Below are 18,726 nucleotides of genomic sequence, written 5' to 3'. Positions count from 1 at the left end.
GATTGGACTTGAAAATAACGTTCTGTAGTTTTTTTCTTAACATTTTTCATCATTTCTTTGCGCTTTTAAAATGTGTTGCACCATGATTAAGGGATTTATATTTGATTTAGACGGAGTTATAACCGATACTGCGGAATTGCATTACGAAGCATGGAAAAAACTCGCTGAGGAAATGGATTGGACCTTTGATCGTGAACTCAATGAAAAGCTCCGAGGGATCTCCCGCATGGATTCCATCAAAGTGATCATGGACCATAACAATGCCACTCTTGAAGAAGAAAAAATTCTGGAACTGGCCACAAATAAAAACAACATCTATGTGGACAGCTTGGATTCCATGACCCAAGAAGACTACCTTCCAGGGGTTAAAGAGCTTTTGACACACCTAAGAACGGAAGGTTTTAATGTTGCATTGGGAAGTGCAAGTAAAAATGCCATAAAAGTGCTGGAGCAACTGAATGCGAACATGTATTTTGATGTTATTGGTGATGGCAATAGCGTGGCCAAAAGTAAACCTGCACCGGATATCTTCATTTATGGTGCGGAGAAAATGGGACTACAACCTGACGAATGTATTGTTTTTGAAGATGCTGAAAAGGGAATTGATGCAGCCAAAGCTGGTGGTTTCCATAGCATTGGGATAGGACCGGAAGAAAGAGTAGGACATGCAGACCTAAGGTTTGACAGCATGGCGGATGCCACCTTGTTTGAAGTAAAGGCACACTTTAAGGAACTTTTTAGTTAAATGTCCTCAAAAACAAAAGCCCCGGGAACCACTCCGAGGCTTTTAATAAAATCAAAACCAACCTAAACATATGAGTTAACCAACTCAATCTGTTAAAAATTTCATAGCAATTTTCAACTATAAAACAACCTGCGTAGAAAAAACCCTACCTGGTTTTTGGTTTTTTTGAAGAAAAATTCAAAAATGGGGTTTAATACCTCAAAATCAAGAAGTTGTGATTTAGAGGTTCTAGACTATCCATGAGAAGAGGTATCAAGGAACTTCCCATTTCCATATAAAGTTCAGAGAAATTCAACTGTCTCTCCTGCAATGAGTGGTTTGGGAAAATTTCATTTTGAAGCTGTGTGATACGGGTCACATGATCATTCAACTTTCTTTTTTGAGCCTTTAACAGCCTTTTTTCCAAGGCATCCAATCCCTTTTTTTGCTTGACCTCTTGGGCTTTCACAGCTCCCAAAAAGCTTTTGTCCGTATCCTGGGCCAGTTGGTACATTTCCCGAAATTGTTCCTCGAGAAGTTCCTTTTGAGGCGTAAAATCTATTTTGATTTCAGAAATTTCCTTGATTTTTTTATTGATGACGTCATCCTGACCCATAAAAAGGTCTGCAAGTGATAGTCCCAGTTTTTCAGCTTTTTTGGCCTGTTTTTCCTTTAAAAACAAAACTGAGTTTCGCAAAAGAAGCATGGGGAAAGTAACTTCCATGGCCTCAAAGTACGACTTCAACTCCATCCAATAGGCCAACTCACCTCCTCCTCCAATATAACATAAGTTGGGCAAAACAACTTCTTGGTAGAGCGGGCGGGCAATTACATTTGGGGAAAATCGCTCTGGATGACTGTTCAACTCTTCTTCCAATTTTGAGGAGGAAAAGTCAGTTTTGGTATTCACCACGTGGTATTTGCCATTCCTGACCTCCAAACGCTCCCGCAATCCCTCGGTCAAATAAAAGTAATTGATCTCTCGCGGATTAACTTGGATATTGTAACTACTTGAACCTTCAATCAATGTGTTGATGGTCTCGGTCACCCTTTTGTGGGCCAAGTGTTCAAAAATATCAAGTTTGGCATATGGAACCAGAAGTTTCTTAAGTTCCGGGTCATTTCCGTCAACAATTACCAAGCCGTATTCCCCGAAAAGCTCATTGGCCAAATATCGCGTAGCATCCGCCAAATTTGTATGCTCCAAGTACGCTTTTTCGAAGATCTGTTTTAGTTCCTTTCCGTTGGACGTAGATTTCAATTCTTCGGAAAACTCTTGAAAAACCTCATCCAATCCCTGGGTATCCAATTCGCCAACTGCTCCACTAGCCTTTCTGTCCCATTGAATTTTTTTCCCTCCATAGTTGAAGTAATTGATTTCATCAAAGTCATGGTCTTCGGTGGCCATCCAATAAATGGGCACAAAGTTGTTTTCGGGATATTCCTTCTTTAGTTTTTTCGTAAGATTGATAGTAGATACAATCTTGTACAAAAAATACAGCGGCCCAGTAAAAAGGTTTAGCTGATGACCGGTTACAATAGTGAAGGTATTCTCACTGAGTAACAAATCAATATTTTTTTGGGTTGATTTGGAAACAGAATGACCAACATATTGTGTTTTGAGTGAGCTTACCAAAACCTGTCTTCTAGAAACAGGATAAGTCGCTTTCTTTTCTTCTATTTGGTCTTTGAAATTCCCAATCTCAGGAAATCTGTTATAAAAAGGTCTCAGGTTCTCACTGCGGTCCAAATAATCACAAATAAGTTGAGAAAAATAACCTGTTTCCTTGAACGGTATACAATCTACTTCCATTAAAAACGGTAATGAAGTGCTAAAGATACTCCTCTTCTTTTTTTCTCTTCCTAAAAATTCGTTAATTACTATTTTCCCTCTTTTGCCTTTTTCATCGGAACATAATTGTGATTCTGCCCTAATTTATTGTTAGATTTGGTTTAGACTAATTGATTACTACATGACAAGATTTTTATTTTTCCCCGTTGCATTTTTTTCTTTTATCCTATCAGCCCAACAATTAAAATCGCCTTCAGAGTTTCTTGGTTATGAACTTGGAACCGAATTTACCCGTCATCACGAAGTGGTGGATTATTATGAATATTTAGCAAAAGAAGCTCCTGACAGGGTTAAACTCATGGAATATGGACAAACCAATGAGCGTAGACCCTTGTTGTTGGCCTTTGTTTCCTCTTCGGACAATATGAACAACTTGGAGACCATAAGACAGGAACATTTAAAAGATACAAACGGTACTGGGGAAACCTCTAAGGCCATAGTATGGTTGAGCTATAATGTGCACGGGAATGAAAGTGTAAGCACAGAGGCTTCCATGAAAACTATTTATTCCCTGCTCACTTCAAAAAGTACGTATTTGGAAAACACGGTGGTCATCATGGACCCCTGTATCAATCCAGATGGAAGGGACCGGTATAGCAATTGGTACAATCAATATAAAAACTCTCCGTTTCAGGTAGATCCTAACAGTAAAGAACATCATGAAGGTTGGTGGAGTGGAAGAAGCAACCACTATATGTTCGACCTCAACAGGGATTGGGCTTGGCTTACGCAGGTCGAAAGTCAGCAGCGAATCAAGGTTTATAACAAATGGTTACCCCATGTCCACGTAGATTTTCACGAACAAGGTGTGGACAATCCCTACTATTTTGCACCCGCAGCAGAACCATACCATGAGGTAATAACCGATTTTCAAAGAGACTTTCAGGTTACCCTGGGTAAAAACCATGCTAAATATTTTGATGCCAACGGATGGTTTTATTTTACCAAAGAGATTTTTGATCTTTTCTATCCAAGCTACGGGGATACCTATCCGACCTATAATGGGGCTATAGGAATGACCTACGAACAAGGCGGAAGCGGACGTGCAGGACTTGGTGTCATTACAAGAATTGGAGATACCCTTACCCTAAACGACCGTTTGGCCCATCACTACACTACAGGACTTTCTACTATAGAAGTTTCTTCGCAAAATGCTGATAAGTTAAATGCAGAATTCAAGAAATTCTATAAGAACAAAAATTTTAAATACAAAAGCTACGTCCTGAATGGGGATAAAGATAAAATAGATGCACTAAAAACGCTTCTCAACAAACATGAAATTGAATATGGAACCCCATCCAATGGTTCCGTCAAGGGATTCAACTATAAAACTGGAGCAAACGGCAATATGTCCATGTCCCAGAATAGTTTGGTGGTTTCAACAAATCAGACCAAGGGAACATTGGTGAAAGTATTATTTGAGCCCAATGCCAAATTAAGCGACTCCCTAACTTATGATATCACTGCATGGTCTCTTCCTTATGCCTACGGATTAGATGCCATTGCTTCCACATCGCTCATTTCAGGAACTTCTACAGACGAAAAATCTGGAATGTCTTCTACAGGAGGAATCAATGCCAACAACTATGCCCACATTACGGACTGGAACAGCATGAAAGATGCCCGTTTCTTGGCCGAATTGCTAAAGGAGGGCATACGGGTACGTACCTCTCATCATCCGTTTTCCATCAATGGAAAATCCTTTAAAAGAGGAAGTTTGATCATCACCAAAGCAGATAATCAGAACAAGGATAATTTTATTGAAACCTTGCAAAGAGTTTCAAGTAAATATCAAAAAGAAATTACAGGCTCTACCACAGGTTTTGTAGACTCGGGAAAAGACTTTGGTTCGGCCTATGTGCAAATGATAACCAAGCCTAAAATTGCTTTGTTTTCCGGAAACCCAACCTCTACCCTACGTTTTGGTGAAGTTTGGCATTTCTTTGAACAACAATTGCACTATCCTGTAACGGTAATTGACAGCGAATATGCAGACAGAGTTGACCTTAAGGATTATCAAATACTGATTCTTCCTGGTGGACGATATGGCAACTACTTCAACGAAAAGCAACTAAAAAAACTCCAAGATTGGGTAAAAAGCGGAGGTAAAATCATTGCAATGGGTGGTGCCATAGGTGCTATAGACGGTGAGAAAGGATTTGGTATCAAAAAGAAGGAATCGCCCAAGGATTCCATCAACAAACCACAACCATACCAAGGTACCCAACGGGAGCAAATAAAAAGTGCCATTACCGGGGCCATTTTTAGAACCAAGGTGGACAACACCCATCCTTTGGCCTATGGATATGGAAATGAGTACTTCTCATTAAAATTGGGAAGTGACAGCTACAAGTATCTTAAAAATGGGAATGCCGTGTATTTGGAGAACAACATTGAACCCATTTCAGGTTTTGCCGGAAGCAAAGCTCAAAAGAAAGTTTCAAACTCGTTGGTGTTTGGAGTAGAAGAGCACGGAAGCGGACAGGTAATCTACATGGTGGACAACCCACTATTTAGAGGCTTTTGGGAAAACGGCAAATTATTTATGGCCAATGCGCTTTTCATGGTAGACTAGTTTTCTTCTTAATTGGTTATAAATCATTTAGCGGTTTTTCCTCTTCGAGGAAGCGGTTTTATCTGCCTAAAATTTTGTACCTTTAATAGTCTTATTACTTGGTATAAACATCTCAAGATATGAAACGATTTCTAGCTACTTTTTTGAAAAAGATGGATGCCATTCCGGCATTTGTTCTCCTTATGGCCGTTTCGTTGTTGTGTTCGACACCTGCGTTGGCTTTCCAGCAAAATCAGGAAACGGAAACCGATTTTAAACAATACAGGGGTGAGGTTATTGATGAATCATCAAAAAAGCCCTTGGTATTTGCTACACTTTCTGTTGAAGGTACCAACATAAGTACCATTACCAACACCGAAGGTGATTTTCTTCTTAAGGTTCCCCAAAATATTTCAGATGGAACCGTGCTTGTTTCGTTTTTAGGATACAAGAGTAAAACTATTGCGTTATCTCAGCTAAAACCTGACAAAAACAAAATATCCCTTGTGGTCTCGGTTACACAACTGTCCGAGGTCGATATCAATGCGCCAAAAGATGCCACTGCCTTGGTGCGGGAAACTTTGGCAAGAAAGGGTGACAATTATTTTGATGACCCGACCTTAATGACCGCCTTCTATAGGGAAACCATAAAAAAGAGAAGAAAGAACGTTTCCTTGTCCGAAGCTGTCGTCAATATCTACAAATCACCCTACGGATCTTTCCGTAAAGATGCCGTGGAGCTCTATAAAGCTCGAAAAAGTACAGACTATAGTAAGTTGGATACGGTTGCATTGAAACTTCAAGGAGGCCCTTTCAATACACTTTATGTAGATATCATGAAGTATCCCGAGTATATTTTTACTGAAGGAAGCCTCGCGGATTATAAGTTTACTTTCGACCGCTCAACCAGAATTAATGATAAGCTCATATATGTAATCAGATTTGACCAATTGGAAACGGTTTCTGAGCCTATGTATGCTGGAGAGCTCTTCATTGATGTAGAAAACAAAACTCTTACCAGTGCCATTTATACGCTTAACATTACCGATAAAGTAAAGGCGGCCAGACTTTTTGTCCGCAAAAAACCAGCTAAGGTTGATGTATGGCCCACAGAAGTGGCATACAGAGTGGACTATAGGGAAAAAAATGGAAAATGGTTTTATGGCTACAGCAACGTGTTGCTTGAATTCAAGGTAGATTGGGAAGATAAATTATTCAACTCGGTTTACAGCATGACCGCCGAAATGGCCGTTACCGACTGGGAGAAGAATGTTACAGGTCAACTTCCAAAAAATAGGGAGCGATTGAAAAAATCAATTATTCTAAGTGATGAGGCCATAGGTTTCTCCGACCCTGACTTTTGGGGAGAATACAATATCATAGAACCTGAAAAGTCAATTGAGTCCGCTATTAAGAAAATACAGCGGCAATTACGTAGAGCAAGGTCCAAGGGCGGTTCTGCTGCACCTTAAAAGCTCTCGCAAAATTATAACCATTAAAAAAGCCCCTTTATAAGGGGCTTTTTCTATTTTTCAAATTCCTGTAAGGTCTTGATGATAATGGAAATACAGTCCATCAACTGTTCTTTGCTCATCACCAAAGGTGGTGCAAAACGGATAATGTTGCCATGTGTTGGTTTGGCTAATAGGCCATTTTCCTTAAAGGCCATACAAATATCCCAAGCCGTGGAGCTACCTTCAGAATCGTTGATCACAATAGCATTCAGAAGTCCCTTTCCCCTAACCTTTACAACCAAGTCACAGGTAGGTATGAACTTATTAAGCTCCTCCCTAAAAATCTGACCCAGTTCTTCGGCATTTTGGGCAAGTTGTTCTTCTTTTACCACTTCCAAAGCAGCAATACCTACAGCAGCTGCTATGGGGTTTCCTCCAAAAGTACTGCCATGGCTTCCAGGAGTAATCACATCCATGATACCATCATTGGCCAAAACACCAGAAACCGGGTATACCCCTCCTGACAGTGCCTTTCCTAAAACTAAAATATCCGGTGTTACATTTTCATGGTCCACCGCCAATAGTTTTCCTGTTCTTGCGATTCCAGTTTGCACCTCATCAGCAATAAACAGTACATTGTGCTTTTCACAAAGGGTTTTTGCCGCTTTCAGATAGCCTTCAGAGGGAACATATACCCCCGCTTCTCCCTGAATGGGTTCGACCAAAAATCCAGCAACGTTCGGATTATTTTCCAGAGCCTCCTCAAGAGCAGCAAGGTTATCATATGCTATTTGAATAAACCCTGTTGTATAGGGTCCATAGTCCTTTCGGGCCACTGGGTCATTGGAAAAAGAAACAATTGTAGTGGTTCTACCATGAAAATTGTTCTCACATACAATAATTTGAGCCTGATTTTCTGGAATTCCCTTTTTCTGATACGCCCATCTCCTGCAAATCTTAACTGCAGTTTCCACAGCTTCAGCTCCCGTGTTCATGGGAAGAAGCTTATCAAACCCAAAAGTAGAGGTAACATATTCCTCAAACCTCCCTAGCATGTCATTGTAAAATGCTCGGGAAGTCAGTGTCAGGGTTTTTGCCTGATCGGTCATTGCCCCAACAATTTTTGGGTGACAATGTCCTTGGTTTACCGCAGAATACGCCGATAAAAAATCGTAGTATCTTTTACCTTCCACGTCCCACACATATACGCCTTCACCCCTGCTCAATACTACAGGAAGTGGGTGATAATTGTGTGCTCCGTGTTTCTTTTCTAAATCTATCGCTTGATGCGAAGTCAAATGTTCTAAAACAGCCATTTTAAAAGTGTTTAAATTATAAAATAACCATTCCTTCTGTACCTTTATTCTTTCGAGGACTCGAAAAAGCAGCGTGGGAGAGAAATCATCCCTAGTAGAGGGCGCAAATTACAAATTATTACTAAAGAAAAGCAAATCATTTTTTTTAGGAGAGATTTCCAACTCTTTAAAAGTTTGGCGGCAATTTATGATTACAGGTCATAGCAAATTCCAAAAAGAGGTTACTTTTGCCCCATGCGTAAAAAGAACAGGCGCCAAAAGTTTGAACAGGTTGAGGTAACCGATGCCGGAGCCAAGGGAAAATCGATTGGAAAAGCCCCGGACGGGCGTGTAATTTTTCTATCCAATGCCGTACCCGGAGATGTAGTTGATGTGCTGACCACCAAAAAGAGAAGGGCGTATTTTGAAGGCATTGCCACCGATTTTCATGTTCTTTCGGACAAAAGGACATCACCAGAATGCTCCCATTTTGGTGTATGTGGAGGCTGCAAATGGCAGCATATGGGGTACGAGCATCAACTCTATTTTAAACAAAAGGAAGTAGAAAACAACCTTAGGCGCATCGGTAATTTGGAATTACCTGAAATCAGCCCTATCAAAGGTTCTGCTAAGCAGTATTTCTACCGAAACAAAATGGAGTTCTCCTTTTCCGATAGTAGGTGGTTAACGCAAGAAGAAATTGATTCAGACACGGAGATTGAGGACAGAAATGCGCTAGGATTTCATATTCCTGGCATGTGGGACAAGATATTGGACATTGAAAAATGTCATCTTCAAGAGAATCCGTCCAACGCGATTCGGCTAGAGGTGAAAAAGTTTGCTACAGAAAATGGACTTCCTTTTTTTAATCCCAGAAAACAAGAGGGCCTTTTACGTACTCTGATGATCAGAACAGCTTCCACAGGTGAGATTATGGTGCTGTTTCAATTTTTTGAGGACAATGAGCCGCAAAGAGAACCTTTGTTGAACCATATTCAAGAACAATTCCCTGAAATCACTTCTCTACTTTATGTAATCAATCAAAAACAAAACGACACCATTTACGATCAAGAAATCATTTGCCACTCCGGTCAGGATCATATTTTTGAGGAAATGGAGGGACTTCGGTTCAAGATCAACGCTAAATCGTTTTATCAGACCAACTCCGAACAAGCTTACGAACTTTACAAAGTAACCAGAGAATTTGCAGGTCTTACCGGGAATGAATTGGTCTATGACCTTTATACCGGAACCGGAACCATTGCCCAATTTGTTTCAAAAAAAGCAAAAAAAGTCATCGGTGTGGAATCAGTACCGGAGGCAATTGAAGACGCCAAGGCAAATGCGCTTCTGAACAACATATCGAATACTGAATTTTTTGTTGGGGATATGAAAAACGTGTTCAATGATTCTTTCATAGAAGAACACGGACACCCAGATGTGATTATTACAGATCCCCCTCGGGATGGCATGCATAAAATGGTTGTGGAACAACTTTTACAGGTGGCTCCAAAAAGGATTGTGTATGTAAGTTGCAATAGTGCCACGCAGGCCAGAGACCTTGCATTAATGAAAGACGATTATCAAGTTATTAAAGTACAGCCGGTGGATATGTTTCCCCAGACCCATCACGTTGAAAATGTTGTACTTTTGGAAAAACGGGTATAATTCTTGATGAAATTTGCTTAAACCAAAATGAAGAAAACGCTCCCTATCTTTCTCATCCTATTACTACTAATTTATGCCTCTTCATGCGAAAAAGACGATATCTGTGTAGATGGTGATACTCCACAATTAATAATTGGTTTCTACGATGTAGAAGATACCACGGAATTTAAGTCCGTATCATCTCTCAGAATAAGAGCTGTAGATATTGACAGTATTTTTTCCAGTACCTCTTTTGCCGATAGGTCCAATTCACCAGATTCTCTTCTCATTCCCTTGCGGATAGATGGCAACAGTACCACCTATGAGTTTATTTCTGATTCTGCAGACGACGAAACCACTGGTGATGAAACGGGAAATTTAGACGTATTGACCATTTCCTATGAAACCAGAGAGGAGTTTATCTCCAGAGCTTGCGGTTTTGTAATTAACTATGACAACCTCAATTTGACGTTACCCGACAACAGTGAAAATTGGATTCAAGATATTAGAATTGTTCAACAAACCATTGAAAACACCGATAACATCCATGTCAAGATATTTCACTAGCCTCATTATCGCTCTCTTTCCCATTTTGGTATGTGCGCAAAGTGAGCCCATCGACCTTCAACCTAAGGATACGGTGGAGTATAAACAAGAGTACGGGCTTAGGGTCGGTGCAGATATTAGTCGTTTGGTATTTTCCTTTATTGATGAGGATTATACCGGTCTAGAACTTGTTGGTGACTATAGGTTGACCCAGAAATTGTATTTGGCGGCGGAAATTGGAAACGAAGAAAAAACTCAGACCGAAGACCTTGGTGGCACCCTGCTGTACAATTTTAAAACATCGGGAAGCTATATCAAAGCAGGAGTGGACTTGAACACGTACGAAAACTGGTTTGGTATGAACAATGCCATTACGCTTGGAGGAAGATATGCCATTGCCAGTTTTAGCCAGACCCTGAACAACTACAACATTTACAACGGTGATCGTTTTTTTAATCCTGATGAGTTCTTAGCTGGAGCACAAACTGGAGAGGAGTTTAGCGGACTTAATGCTTCTTGGCTTGAGATGGTTGTTGGAATTAAAGCAGAACTTTTTGCCAATATTTATATTGGTATGAGCGCCCGTTTGGGCTTTCTGATAACCAACAAGGAGGATGAACGTTTTCCCAATCTATGGATACCTGGATTCAATAAGGTAACCGATGGAAGCAATTTTGGGGTGAGCTACAACTACACCATTTCGTATTTGATTCCCTTCTATAAAAAATCAAACAAGAAAAAACCTGAGCAATCAGAGTAATCGGACCAAAAAATCAAACTCATGGGAAATACATTGATCAACTATGTGGAGTTCAAGGCAAGCAACCTAGATAAAATCAAAGACTTTTATTCAAGTCTTTTTGGTTGGGAATTTAAGGATTACGGCCCAACTTATACTGCTTTTTCCAAGAGTGGTCTGGAAGGTGGATTTGAGCTAAGTGAAGAGATTATTGTCAACGGCGCCCTGATTGTACTTTACCATGAAGATTTGCCTGTTTTGCAAGAACAAATCCTTCAAGCAGGAGGTACAATTTCCAAAGAGATATTTTCCTTTCCTGGTGGACGAAGATTTCACTTTACAGACCCCTCTGGAAATGAGCTGGCCGTATGGTCCGATAAATAAAAAAGGCCTTTAAAAAAAGGCCCTTTTCGTTAAAAAGTTGAGTTAGTTGAGTAGTCCAAGCTGCTTTTGAGCTATTATTAGCTTATAACAAGTACAAGCCAACACTTAATCTTACGGTAAAGTTAACTAAATTTTAATTTAACGTAAAATTATAGATCAATTTCTTACCTCCTTATTTTTAGCTTTTTTGCTCCCCGAATACATTTCATAATGGACCAATCTAGATTCAAGCCTTCCATTGAAGGTCTTGATTTTTCGTGATGGTCTTAAACCTACACTTTTAAGGGCCTCTAAATTTGAAGTAATCATCCAGGCCTGGGTGTCTGGATAGCCTTGCTTTAAAGTATCCCCGATCTTTCCATAAAATTCCTCTGCCGCAATCGGTAACCGTTCCCCGTATGGTGGGTTGAATACCATATGTAATGGAGCATCTACAGGCTTCTCGGTTCTAAAAAAGTCTTTTCTCTCTATTGTGATGTATTCGGAAAGATTAGCGTTTTCCACATTTTCCTGAGCCTTTCTTACTGCTGAAGGGGCCTTATCGTACCCTATAATCTTATGGTGAAATTCCCTTGTCTTGTTCAAACTGGCCTCAACAATCTTTCCATGTAATTCTTCATCATAATCTTTCCAGTTCATAAATGTAAACGACGTCCGGTTTATATTGGCCGGAACATTGCAGGCAATCATACCGGCTTCAATAAGGAACGTACCGCTACCACACATAGGGTCCAAGAAATCCTGCTGTCCATCCCAACCACTCATAACAAGCAGTCCGGCCGCCAAAACTTCATTGATTGGGGCAATATTTGTCGCTATACGATACCCTCTCTGGTGCAAGGAATTTCCAGAACTATCCAAAGAAATTGTACATGTATTTCCCTGCAGGTGGATGTTGATTCGAACATCGGGATTCTGAGAGTTAACGTTGGGGCGCTTACGCAAGGCTGCCCTGAACTTGTCCACCAAAGCATCCTTCGCTTTTTGGGATACAAACATGGAATTATTGAACACCTCCGAATTAATCGTGGTATCAATGGCAAAAGTCTTGTCCACATCAAAATAACTGGGCCAATCAATCGCATAAACCCTTTTGTATAGATCCGTCTGGTCAAAAACCTTGAACTTTCCGATAGGTCGCAATACCTTTAAAGCGGTTCTCAAACATAGATTGGCTTTGTATAAAAAACCCAAGTCACCATCAAAAGTGACATTTCGGATACCCTCTTCCACATTCCCCGCTCCAAGGTTTCTAAGTTCTTTGGCCAAAATAGGTTCAAAACCATATAAAGTCTTAGCCAGCATTCTAAAGTTTCCTGCCATTTTTTCGTAATCCGTTTCGGCAAAAATAGGCTATTTTTGCCCCTTCAACCCAACTTATGAATATTCCGTTCGCTGTTGTTTTTATTATTCCCGTGTTAGCAGTTTGGGCCAGTTTTGGCTTTGCTTGGGCCGTAAAACCAAAGTTCAACAAGAACATTAGGCTCTTGCTGGCCTTTAGCGGCGCTTTTTTGTTGGCTCTTACCTTTTTTGAGCTTCTCCCTGAAGTATACGAAGGTGAAAATCCAAAAACCATGGCCCTGTTTATTCTGGCGGGAATATTGCTCCAGATTTTTCTTGAGTTCTTCTCAAAAGGGGCTGAACACGGTCATATGCATATTGATGGGGAAAAGAATGAATTTCCCATCCTTTTGTTCCTGAGTCTGTCAATCCACGCATTGGTAGAGGGAGTTCCCATTGAGGGCAACAGCCCTATTTTATACGGAATCATTGTTCATAAGGTTCCCGTGGCTATTATCCTTAGTATCTTTTTGTTGAATTCAAAAATGCGAATGGCTTCCATTCTACTCTTTATATCTATTTTTTCTTTGATGACTCCTCTAGGAACCTACGTTGCTACATATTCATCCTGGGTTTCGGAGTATGGAAACTATTTAAATGCCCTTGCAATAGGAGTGTTTCTTCATATTTCCACCATAATTTTGTTTGAAAGTTCCCAAGGACATTCTTTTAATTTTAGAAAGCTTATTGTAATTCTTCTTGGTGTAGGAGTTGCCTATTTTATATAGAATTCCACCCAAACGATTATCAAGCAGGTATCACGAGATACACCGCTCTTTTTTGTTCAAGGTTTAATTGGACACTACCCGGAAAACCAAAAACCAATGACTAATGGCCCCACCCAGAACAAAAAAATGCCATATTAAATGGTTGTAGGGTATGCGTTTTATGGCATAAAATAGAATCCCGATGGTATAAAAAGCACCTCCTAAAGAAAGATAAAACAGTCCTTTGGATGACATATTCTCAAGTAAGTAAGGCAAATCGATTACGATAATCCAGCCCATTACTCCATAAAGTACCAAGGAGAACACCTCAAATTTTCCAGTAAAAAAAAGTTTGAGTATCGTTCCAAATAGAGCTATGCCCCAAACCAGGTAAAAGAGCAACCATCCTTTTGAACCAATAAGAACCGTAAGACAAACGGGGGTATACGTACCTGCTATCAAGTAGTAAATACTAATATGATCTAAAATACGGAGCTTCTTCTTCAGCTTTGGGTTTTCAACAAAATGATAAATGGTTGAAGCCGAAAACAACAGTATCAGTGACAAGCAATAGACCAAGACACTTCCCCATAAAAAAGGAATATCTGAAGATATGTTGATTATAAAGAAAACACTACCTGCAACTGCCAAAACTATCCCCAATGCATGGGAGTAGGCATTCCACTTTTCTTCCGATAAGATGGATTCAGATTTGAATGTCAAGTCAACCTATTTGTAGCGTTTACCATGTTTTATGACCATGTCCACATCCTGAAGCAAACTGATATATCGTAAAACATCTCCATCCACAGCAATAATATCAGCATATTTCCCAGGGGTAATGGTACCCACTTCATCTGCAACGCCAGTCCATAAAGCCGGCCAATACGTTGCCGAGCGAATGGCATACATAGGGTCTATCCCAAATTCATTGACCCATACATCCAGCTCGTTCCAGGTAGACTGGCTATGAAATTTCATAGGAATTCCACTATCTGTGCCAATCAACAAAACTACGCCAGCATCCAATAATTGCTGAATTTTAGTCTGTAAGGTGGGTTTCCGAGAAGGGGTCAATTGAAAATATGGTAACCTATCCGGATGTTTAAAGCTATTTTTTATATCGGTTATTATGCTATCTGGTAAACCTAAATGCCATGAATCGCTATCCAATTTTTCAGGATTGTCCCTAGTATATTCATAATTATAAAGTCCTTCTACTGTAGGGCACCAAAATAAAGGGCCCTTGTTCATCTGGGCAGTGCGTTCCTTTATCATTTCCATAACGTCATCAGGATATTGCGGTGCAGAGGACAGCCCGGTATGTTCAAAACAATCTACCCCTACTTTTAATCCTCTTCGTATTTCCTCCGGTCTGTGTCCATGGGCCACTACCTTAAGGTTATGTTTATGTGCCTCATCAACAACCACGGTCAATTCATCCATGGTCATTTGATCATGGTCAATCAGTTTGATGACATCCACACCAGCATTGGCCAGTTTTCTAATCTTTTTTCTCCCGTCCTCCGGACTTGTAACACCCCATCTAAAATCTTCGGTTCCAGGATAAGGTTTATGTTGTATAAAAGGCCCAGAAACATAGAGTGTCGCCCCTGGAATCTCCCCATTATTGATTCTATCCCGTACAGAAATACTTTCCTTTAACGGAGCGCCAAGATCTCTTGCGCTGGTAACCCCCGCCATTAATAGTTGATGAGCGGACGAAGGCATGATCACATCTTCAAATAGAGGAGGATATGTTTTGTCCCAATAGCTATAATTCGCATGTCCGTTGATCATGGTATGAACATGCATATCCCATAAACCTGGGAGCACACTCATCCCCTCGGTGGAAATGATTTCAGCATTTGCAGGAACTTCAAGGGTTTCCACGGTTCCTACCGCCTTTATTCGTTCTCCTTCAATTATAATGACACTATTTTTAATAGGGTCAGAACCGAAACCATCGATCAAGGTTCCTCCAACGAGTGCTTTTACTGAATTTTCTTGGGCCAGAATAGTATGGGAAAATGCTAGCAGCACAATCCACAAGAGTGTTGACTTTTTCATAGTCTTAAATGTACTAAACATATCATGAATGGAAAAGAAGGTTCCATCCGAAGCGGAATTTAATTTTGTGCTAAAAACTAAATTTAAGTCCTACTTGTGCACGCCATCTGGAATTTTGAAAGTCCACGACCCAAGGAGTCTCATCGTCCGATATGTTATACTGAAACTGCGGAACGTTATTTTCAACACCCACAAAATTCAATATGCTAAAACTGGAGTTTACCACATTGGGCACAAAGACCAATCTGCCCCAATCCTTGTTCACAAAATTCAGAACATTAAGCATATCCAGTGAAATTGTAATTCTTTTTTGATCGCCCAACCGCTTGCTATATTCAAATTTTGCATCCAATTCGTGGTTCCAAGGTGTTTTGGCACCATTGCGCTCCACGTAATTCCCTCGTCTGCTATTGAGGTAGTCATTGCGTTGAATAAAAGAGTTTAATTGTTGCCATTGCGTATCAGCGGATACCACAACATTTCCGTTGCCATCTGTAATATCTACCAAAGAAATCTCATCTTGATTTCTTGGCACATAAATAAGATCATTCCTTGAGGAGCCATCACGATTCAAATCACCTTGATAAATAAATGAAAAAGGGCTCCCTGATCGTCCATTGTAGAGAAATGAAACTTGCAAATTGTCATTTTCACTAAAATTAAGGTTGTAGGTCTGAGTTGCTACAATTTTATGTCTTAAGTCAAAATTGGAAAAGGAAAGTCCCGGTTCATTCCCAAAGATAGCCTGATTCCATTCAAAATTTGCCGCAGGAGAACTTCTTACCGTACTTGAAACATCCTTGCTTTTGCCATAAGTATATCCCACATACGAACTCAGGTTCTTAAAACGCTTGCTAACTCCCAGTGAGGCATTATAGCGATACCCTTTGTTGGTGTTTGTCAATAAAAAAACATTGGTAAAGTTTGGGTTTACTTTGATCGCATCTCCTGTTTGAAGATAATACCTTCTGTTGTCCGGACCATCAAATCTTCCCAGTTCATCCCTTCTATTAATGGATTGAAAAAATATTCCTTTGACCACATCTGTGTAGGTGCCTTCCAAATGAATTTGAAAATCATCGGCTAAACGTACATCCAACGCGATATTGGTTTTCCAATCTCTAGGAAAGGTAAAATCCATATCAATAAGATTTATTTCTGTTAAATTGGGTTGTTGTCCCCGAAGATCCACTAAATTTTCGGTCAATTCCAAACCATCTTCCGGCCTTAGGTCAATGTTAAAGTATTCAGTACCTGAAATGTATTCAGTGTACGCAAACCATAAATAGGGCAATCTCCCAGAAAACAATCCTGTGCCACCACTTAAGCTTATGTTGCTGTTCAAGTTGTAATCAAAACCAATTCTTGGATTAAGTTGTGGCTTTTTGGTAATAGTATTATCAAATCTTGCAAATTCAGGTGTTTCCGACACCTGTTGCGAAATAGGCAATTCTTCGGTTAGATATTGTCCATCCAAACGAAGACCAAGGGTAATTGACAAATTATCGTTTAGGCGAAATTTGTCCTGTACGTATAAGGCCGCCTCCAAAACGCCAATCGTGGCCGAAGGTCTATTCCTAACAAAATCAAAGTCATTATTATTGATATTGTAAACACCCCTGACTCTTCGTGGTCTATCATTTAAGAAATCATCCACAGATCTATATTCCCACCTTCCATTCCAAGCTGATAAAAACCCGTAGTCTACGTTGTGTAATTGCGCTAGACCTCCAAAAGAAAATACATGGTTCGGAGTTACATAAGTTAACTTATCTGCAATCTGTAGGGTAGAGAAGTCGGTGCTGTACACGGATGCTTCACGATAAGAACCTGCAAAGATGCGATTGGTAGAATTTGAGGCAATTTGAATATGGGGAAATACACGTCCGTCAAAATCCCGATCTTCCTTAACAGTGTTATACCCCAAGGTTAAGTTATTGGCAAGGTTGTCCTTAAAGTTTGATTTTAATTCTAAAGCCAAGCTATTTGCAATACTGTTATGGCGGTACCCTTGATTGCCAAAATTAAAAATACTGGCGTTCCATTCTAGGTTGTCCGCAAAACTGTTGACGTAGTTATTGCGAACTGTAAGTTTGTGCTTATCGGAAATATTAAAATCCAACCTAGTAAATAATTTAGTACTGGATGTTTCCAAATCAGCGTTGGTAAAAGTACCCGGGTCGTAATCGTAATTCTGAATTAAATGCTCGCTAATCCTTACAATATCATCCAGAGGAATGTTTGAAGTTTCACTGCCAGGTGCATTCAAAACCGGGCTATTAGAAAGTGCTTGCTCAAAGTTTACATAGTAAAACAGTTTATCCTTTATCAATGCATCTCCCAGTCCAAAACCAAATTGAATGTCATAAAAACTTGATCTATTTTGCTCTTGGCCTTGGGCATATTTTCCAATCAAAGCTTGATTGTTTCCATACGCATATGCTTCTCCTTGGAACGAATTTGTACCATTTTTAGTTACAATATTTAGGTTCGCGCCATTAAAATTGCCTATGCTTACATCAAAAGGGGCAAGTTTTACCGATAGCTGTTTGATGGCTCCCAAACCGATAGGTTGTGATCTGGATAAACTTCCCGGGGTTCCATTTGCAGAGGATCCGGATGCTCCACTTGCTGGTTCTTGAAAACCGATAACATCGTTGTTGGCAATTCCATCAATGTTGAGATTATTGAATCTATTACTTGCTCCTGCAAAGGAATTCAAGTTGTTTTCGGACAGGTTTTTGGTAAGGTCCTGAATACTTCTGTTAATTGTTGGAGTCCTCTCTATTTGAGCTTGGTTCAACAAAGCTTCATTCCCACGCTTGACTCCATTGCCATTTGAGGTAACTACAACTTCATCAAGTTGAAGGTTTTCCTCTTTTAAGTCGAAGTCCATCTTAGTGGTGCTACCCAGTTTTATCGAGATATTCTCAATGATTTCTGTATGAAAACCCAAGAATGATACTTCAATTCTATACGTTGATGATGGCGCTAGATTAGTAATAACATAAAACCCGTTCTCCTGAGTAGTTGTTCCATAGGTATAATTTGTCTCAACATCTTTTATTACAACCGTAGCAAAGGGTATAGGCTGCATTGCATCATCCATTACTTTTCCCTGAATGGTACCTGTGGTAATTTGAGCATTGCCAATATAGATATGGAAGAAAAAACAAAATAGTGCTAAGAAAAACCTCATAGTTGATTTTGCGGTAAACATAAAGTATCTATGACGGTATTTATAAAGATGTCTTACAGAAAAAGGTAAATAATTGGATTTTTTCTCCGTAGAATTTATGGCATAAAAAAAGGCCCCTCAAATGAGGGGCCTTCAAAGAAGGCGGCGACCTACTCTCCCACCTGGTGTGGCAGTACCATCGGCGCAAACGGGCTTAACTTCCCTGTTCGGAATG

The 18,726-nt window shown here is 40.0% G+C and carries 14 protein-coding genes and 1 rRNA gene; 8 read left to right on the top strand and 7 right to left on the bottom strand.

What is annotated here, in order from left to right; all coding sequences use genetic code 11:
• The first annotated feature begins 82 nt into the window (after nt 1–82).
• Complete coding sequence (gene pgmB, locus DX873_RS14825) at nt 83–745, top strand: beta-phosphoglucomutase (protein WP_116185291.1); 663 nt, start codon at nt 83–85, stop codon at nt 743–745.
• 190 nt (nt 746–935) lie between these two features.
• Here pgmB and bshC read toward each other — a convergent pair whose 3' ends face one another.
• Complete coding sequence (gene bshC / locus DX873_RS14820) at nt 936–2,537, bottom strand: bacillithiol biosynthesis cysteine-adding enzyme BshC (RefSeq protein WP_116185290.1); 1,602 nt, start codon at nt 2,535–2,537, stop codon at nt 936–938.
• 160 nt (nt 2,538–2,697) lie between these two features.
• On the opposite strand from bshC, the gene DX873_RS14815 reads away from it, so the two are divergent.
• Entirely contained in the window at nt 2,698–5,151 is a 2,454-nt protein-coding gene (locus tag DX873_RS14815; protein ID WP_116185289.1) for a M14 family metallopeptidase, read from the top strand.
• A gap of 119 nt (nt 5,152–5,270) precedes the next feature.
• Nucleotides 5,271–6,602, top strand: coding sequence for a carboxypeptidase-like regulatory domain-containing protein (locus DX873_RS14810; protein WP_116185288.1), 1,332 nt, complete (start codon nt 5,271–5,273; stop codon nt 6,600–6,602).
• Between the two features lie 53 nt (nt 6,603–6,655).
• Here the strand turns inward: DX873_RS14810 and rocD are convergent, their stop codons facing one another.
• On the bottom strand, nt 6,656–7,900 hold the full coding sequence (gene rocD / locus DX873_RS14805) for an ornithine--oxo-acid transaminase (protein ID WP_116185287.1): 1,245 nt from the start codon (nt 7,898–7,900) through the stop codon (nt 6,656–6,658).
• Between the two features lie 234 nt (nt 7,901–8,134).
• Between rocD and rlmD the strand changes: the two genes are divergently transcribed.
• Genes rlmD through DX873_RS14785 form a run of 4 tightly spaced genes read left to right on the top strand, consistent with a single transcriptional unit; the run spans nt 8,135 to nt 11,195 of the window.
• On the top strand, nt 8,135–9,547 hold the full coding sequence (gene rlmD / locus DX873_RS14800; RefSeq protein ID WP_116185286.1) for a 23S rRNA (uracil(1939)-C(5))-methyltransferase RlmD: 1,413 nt from the start codon (nt 8,135–8,137) through the stop codon (nt 9,545–9,547).
• A gap of 27 nt (nt 9,548–9,574) precedes the next feature.
• Nucleotides 9,575–10,093, top strand: a complete 519-nt coding sequence (locus DX873_RS14795) for a DUF6452 family protein (RefSeq protein WP_116185285.1) — start codon at nt 9,575–9,577, stop codon at nt 10,091–10,093.
• Nucleotides 10,074–10,832 (top strand): DUF6048 family protein, encoded by a 759-nt coding sequence (locus DX873_RS14790; RefSeq protein WP_116185284.1) that lies wholly within the window; start codon nt 10,074–10,076, stop codon nt 10,830–10,832. Before DX873_RS14795 ends, DX873_RS14790 begins: the two co-directional genes overlap by 20 nt.
• Nucleotides 10,833–10,853: 21 nt before the next feature.
• Complete coding sequence (locus tag DX873_RS14785; RefSeq protein WP_116185283.1) at nt 10,854–11,195, top strand: VOC family protein; 342 nt, start codon at nt 10,854–10,856, stop codon at nt 11,193–11,195.
• A 156-nt stretch (nt 11,196–11,351) separates the two neighbouring features.
• On the opposite strand, the gene DX873_RS14780 is transcribed toward DX873_RS14785, so the two are convergent.
• On the bottom strand, nt 11,352–12,518 hold the full coding sequence (locus DX873_RS14780) for a THUMP domain-containing class I SAM-dependent RNA methyltransferase (protein ID WP_116185282.1): 1,167 nt from the start codon (nt 12,516–12,518) through the stop codon (nt 11,352–11,354).
• 56 nt (nt 12,519–12,574) lie between these two features.
• Here DX873_RS14780 and DX873_RS14775 point away from each other — a divergent pair, with 56 nt between their 5' ends.
• Nucleotides 12,575–13,264 carry a ZIP family metal transporter gene (locus DX873_RS14775; RefSeq protein WP_116185281.1) on the top strand — a complete coding sequence of 230 codons (690 nt, stop codon included), beginning with the start codon at nt 12,575–12,577 and terminating at the stop codon, nt 13,262–13,264.
• A 63-nt stretch (nt 13,265–13,327) separates the two neighbouring features.
• Here DX873_RS14775 and trhA read toward each other — a convergent pair whose 3' ends face one another.
• The 4 genes from trhA to rrf all read right to left on the bottom strand — a co-directional run.
• A complete protein-coding gene (gene trhA / locus DX873_RS14770) occupies nt 13,328–13,966 on the bottom strand; it encodes a PAQR family membrane homeostasis protein TrhA (RefSeq protein ID WP_116185280.1) in 639 nt (212 codons plus the stop codon).
• Nucleotides 13,967–13,972: 6 nt separating this feature from the next.
• Nucleotides 13,973–15,313 carry an amidohydrolase family protein gene (locus DX873_RS14765; protein WP_116185279.1) on the bottom strand — a complete coding sequence of 447 codons (1,341 nt, stop codon included), beginning with the start codon at nt 15,311–15,313 and terminating at the stop codon, nt 13,973–13,975.
• A 70-nt stretch (nt 15,314–15,383) separates the two neighbouring features.
• Complete coding sequence (locus DX873_RS14760) at nt 15,384–18,512, bottom strand: TonB-dependent receptor (protein ID WP_181899521.1); 3,129 nt, start codon at nt 18,510–18,512, stop codon at nt 15,384–15,386.
• Between the two features lie 136 nt (nt 18,513–18,648).
• Nucleotides 18,649–18,726: ribosomal RNA gene (gene rrf / locus DX873_RS19235) — 5S ribosomal RNA — on the bottom strand; the annotation flags it as partial.

It is taken from the genome of Flagellimonas nanhaiensis, assembly GCF_003382275.1.
Classification (GTDB): Bacteria; Bacteroidota; Bacteroidia; order Flavobacteriales; family Flavobacteriaceae; genus Flagellimonas; species Flagellimonas nanhaiensis.
Note: the sequence above shows the minus strand (reverse complement) of the source record. Positions and strands in the feature narration are given on the sequence as shown.

Excerpts from the sequence above, each read along its gene's own strand:
- rlmD (WP_116185286.1), top strand. The coding sequence starts at position 8,135 with ATGCGTAAAAAGAACAGGCGCCAAAAGTTTGAACAGGTTGAGGTAACC.
- DX873_RS14790 (WP_116185284.1), top strand. The coding sequence starts at position 10,074 with ATGTCAAGATATTTCACTAGCCTCATTATCGCTCTCTTTCCCATTTTG.
- DX873_RS14775 (WP_116185281.1), top strand. The coding sequence starts at position 12,575 with ATGAATATTCCGTTCGCTGTTGTTTTTATTATTCCCGTGTTAGCAGTT.
- DX873_RS14765 (WP_116185279.1), bottom strand. The coding sequence starts at position 15,313 with ATGAAAAAGTCAACACTCTTGTGGATTGTGCTGCTAGCATTTTCCCAT.
- pgmB (WP_116185291.1), top strand. The coding sequence starts at position 83 with ATGATTAAGGGATTTATATTTGATTTAGACGGAGTTATAACCGATACT.
- DX873_RS14810 (WP_116185288.1), top strand. The coding sequence starts at position 5,271 with ATGAAACGATTTCTAGCTACTTTTTTGAAAAAGATGGATGCCATTCCG.
- rocD (WP_116185287.1), bottom strand. The coding sequence starts at position 7,900 with ATGGCTGTTTTAGAACATTTGACTTCGCATCAAGCGATAGATTTAGAA.
- DX873_RS14780 (WP_116185282.1), bottom strand. The coding sequence starts at position 12,518 with ATGGCAGGAAACTTTAGAATGCTGGCTAAGACTTTATATGGTTTTGAA.
- DX873_RS14760 (WP_181899521.1), bottom strand. The coding sequence starts at position 18,512 with ATGAGGTTTTTCTTAGCACTATTTTGTTTTTTCTTCCATATCTATATT.
- DX873_RS14785 (WP_116185283.1), top strand. The coding sequence starts at position 10,854 with ATGGGAAATACATTGATCAACTATGTGGAGTTCAAGGCAAGCAACCTA.
- bshC (WP_116185290.1), bottom strand. The coding sequence starts at position 2,537 with ATGGAAGTAGATTGTATACCGTTCAAGGAAACAGGTTATTTTTCTCAA.
- DX873_RS14795 (WP_116185285.1), top strand. The coding sequence starts at position 9,575 with ATGAAGAAAACGCTCCCTATCTTTCTCATCCTATTACTACTAATTTAT.
- DX873_RS14815 (WP_116185289.1), top strand. The coding sequence starts at position 2,698 with ATGACAAGATTTTTATTTTTCCCCGTTGCATTTTTTTCTTTTATCCTA.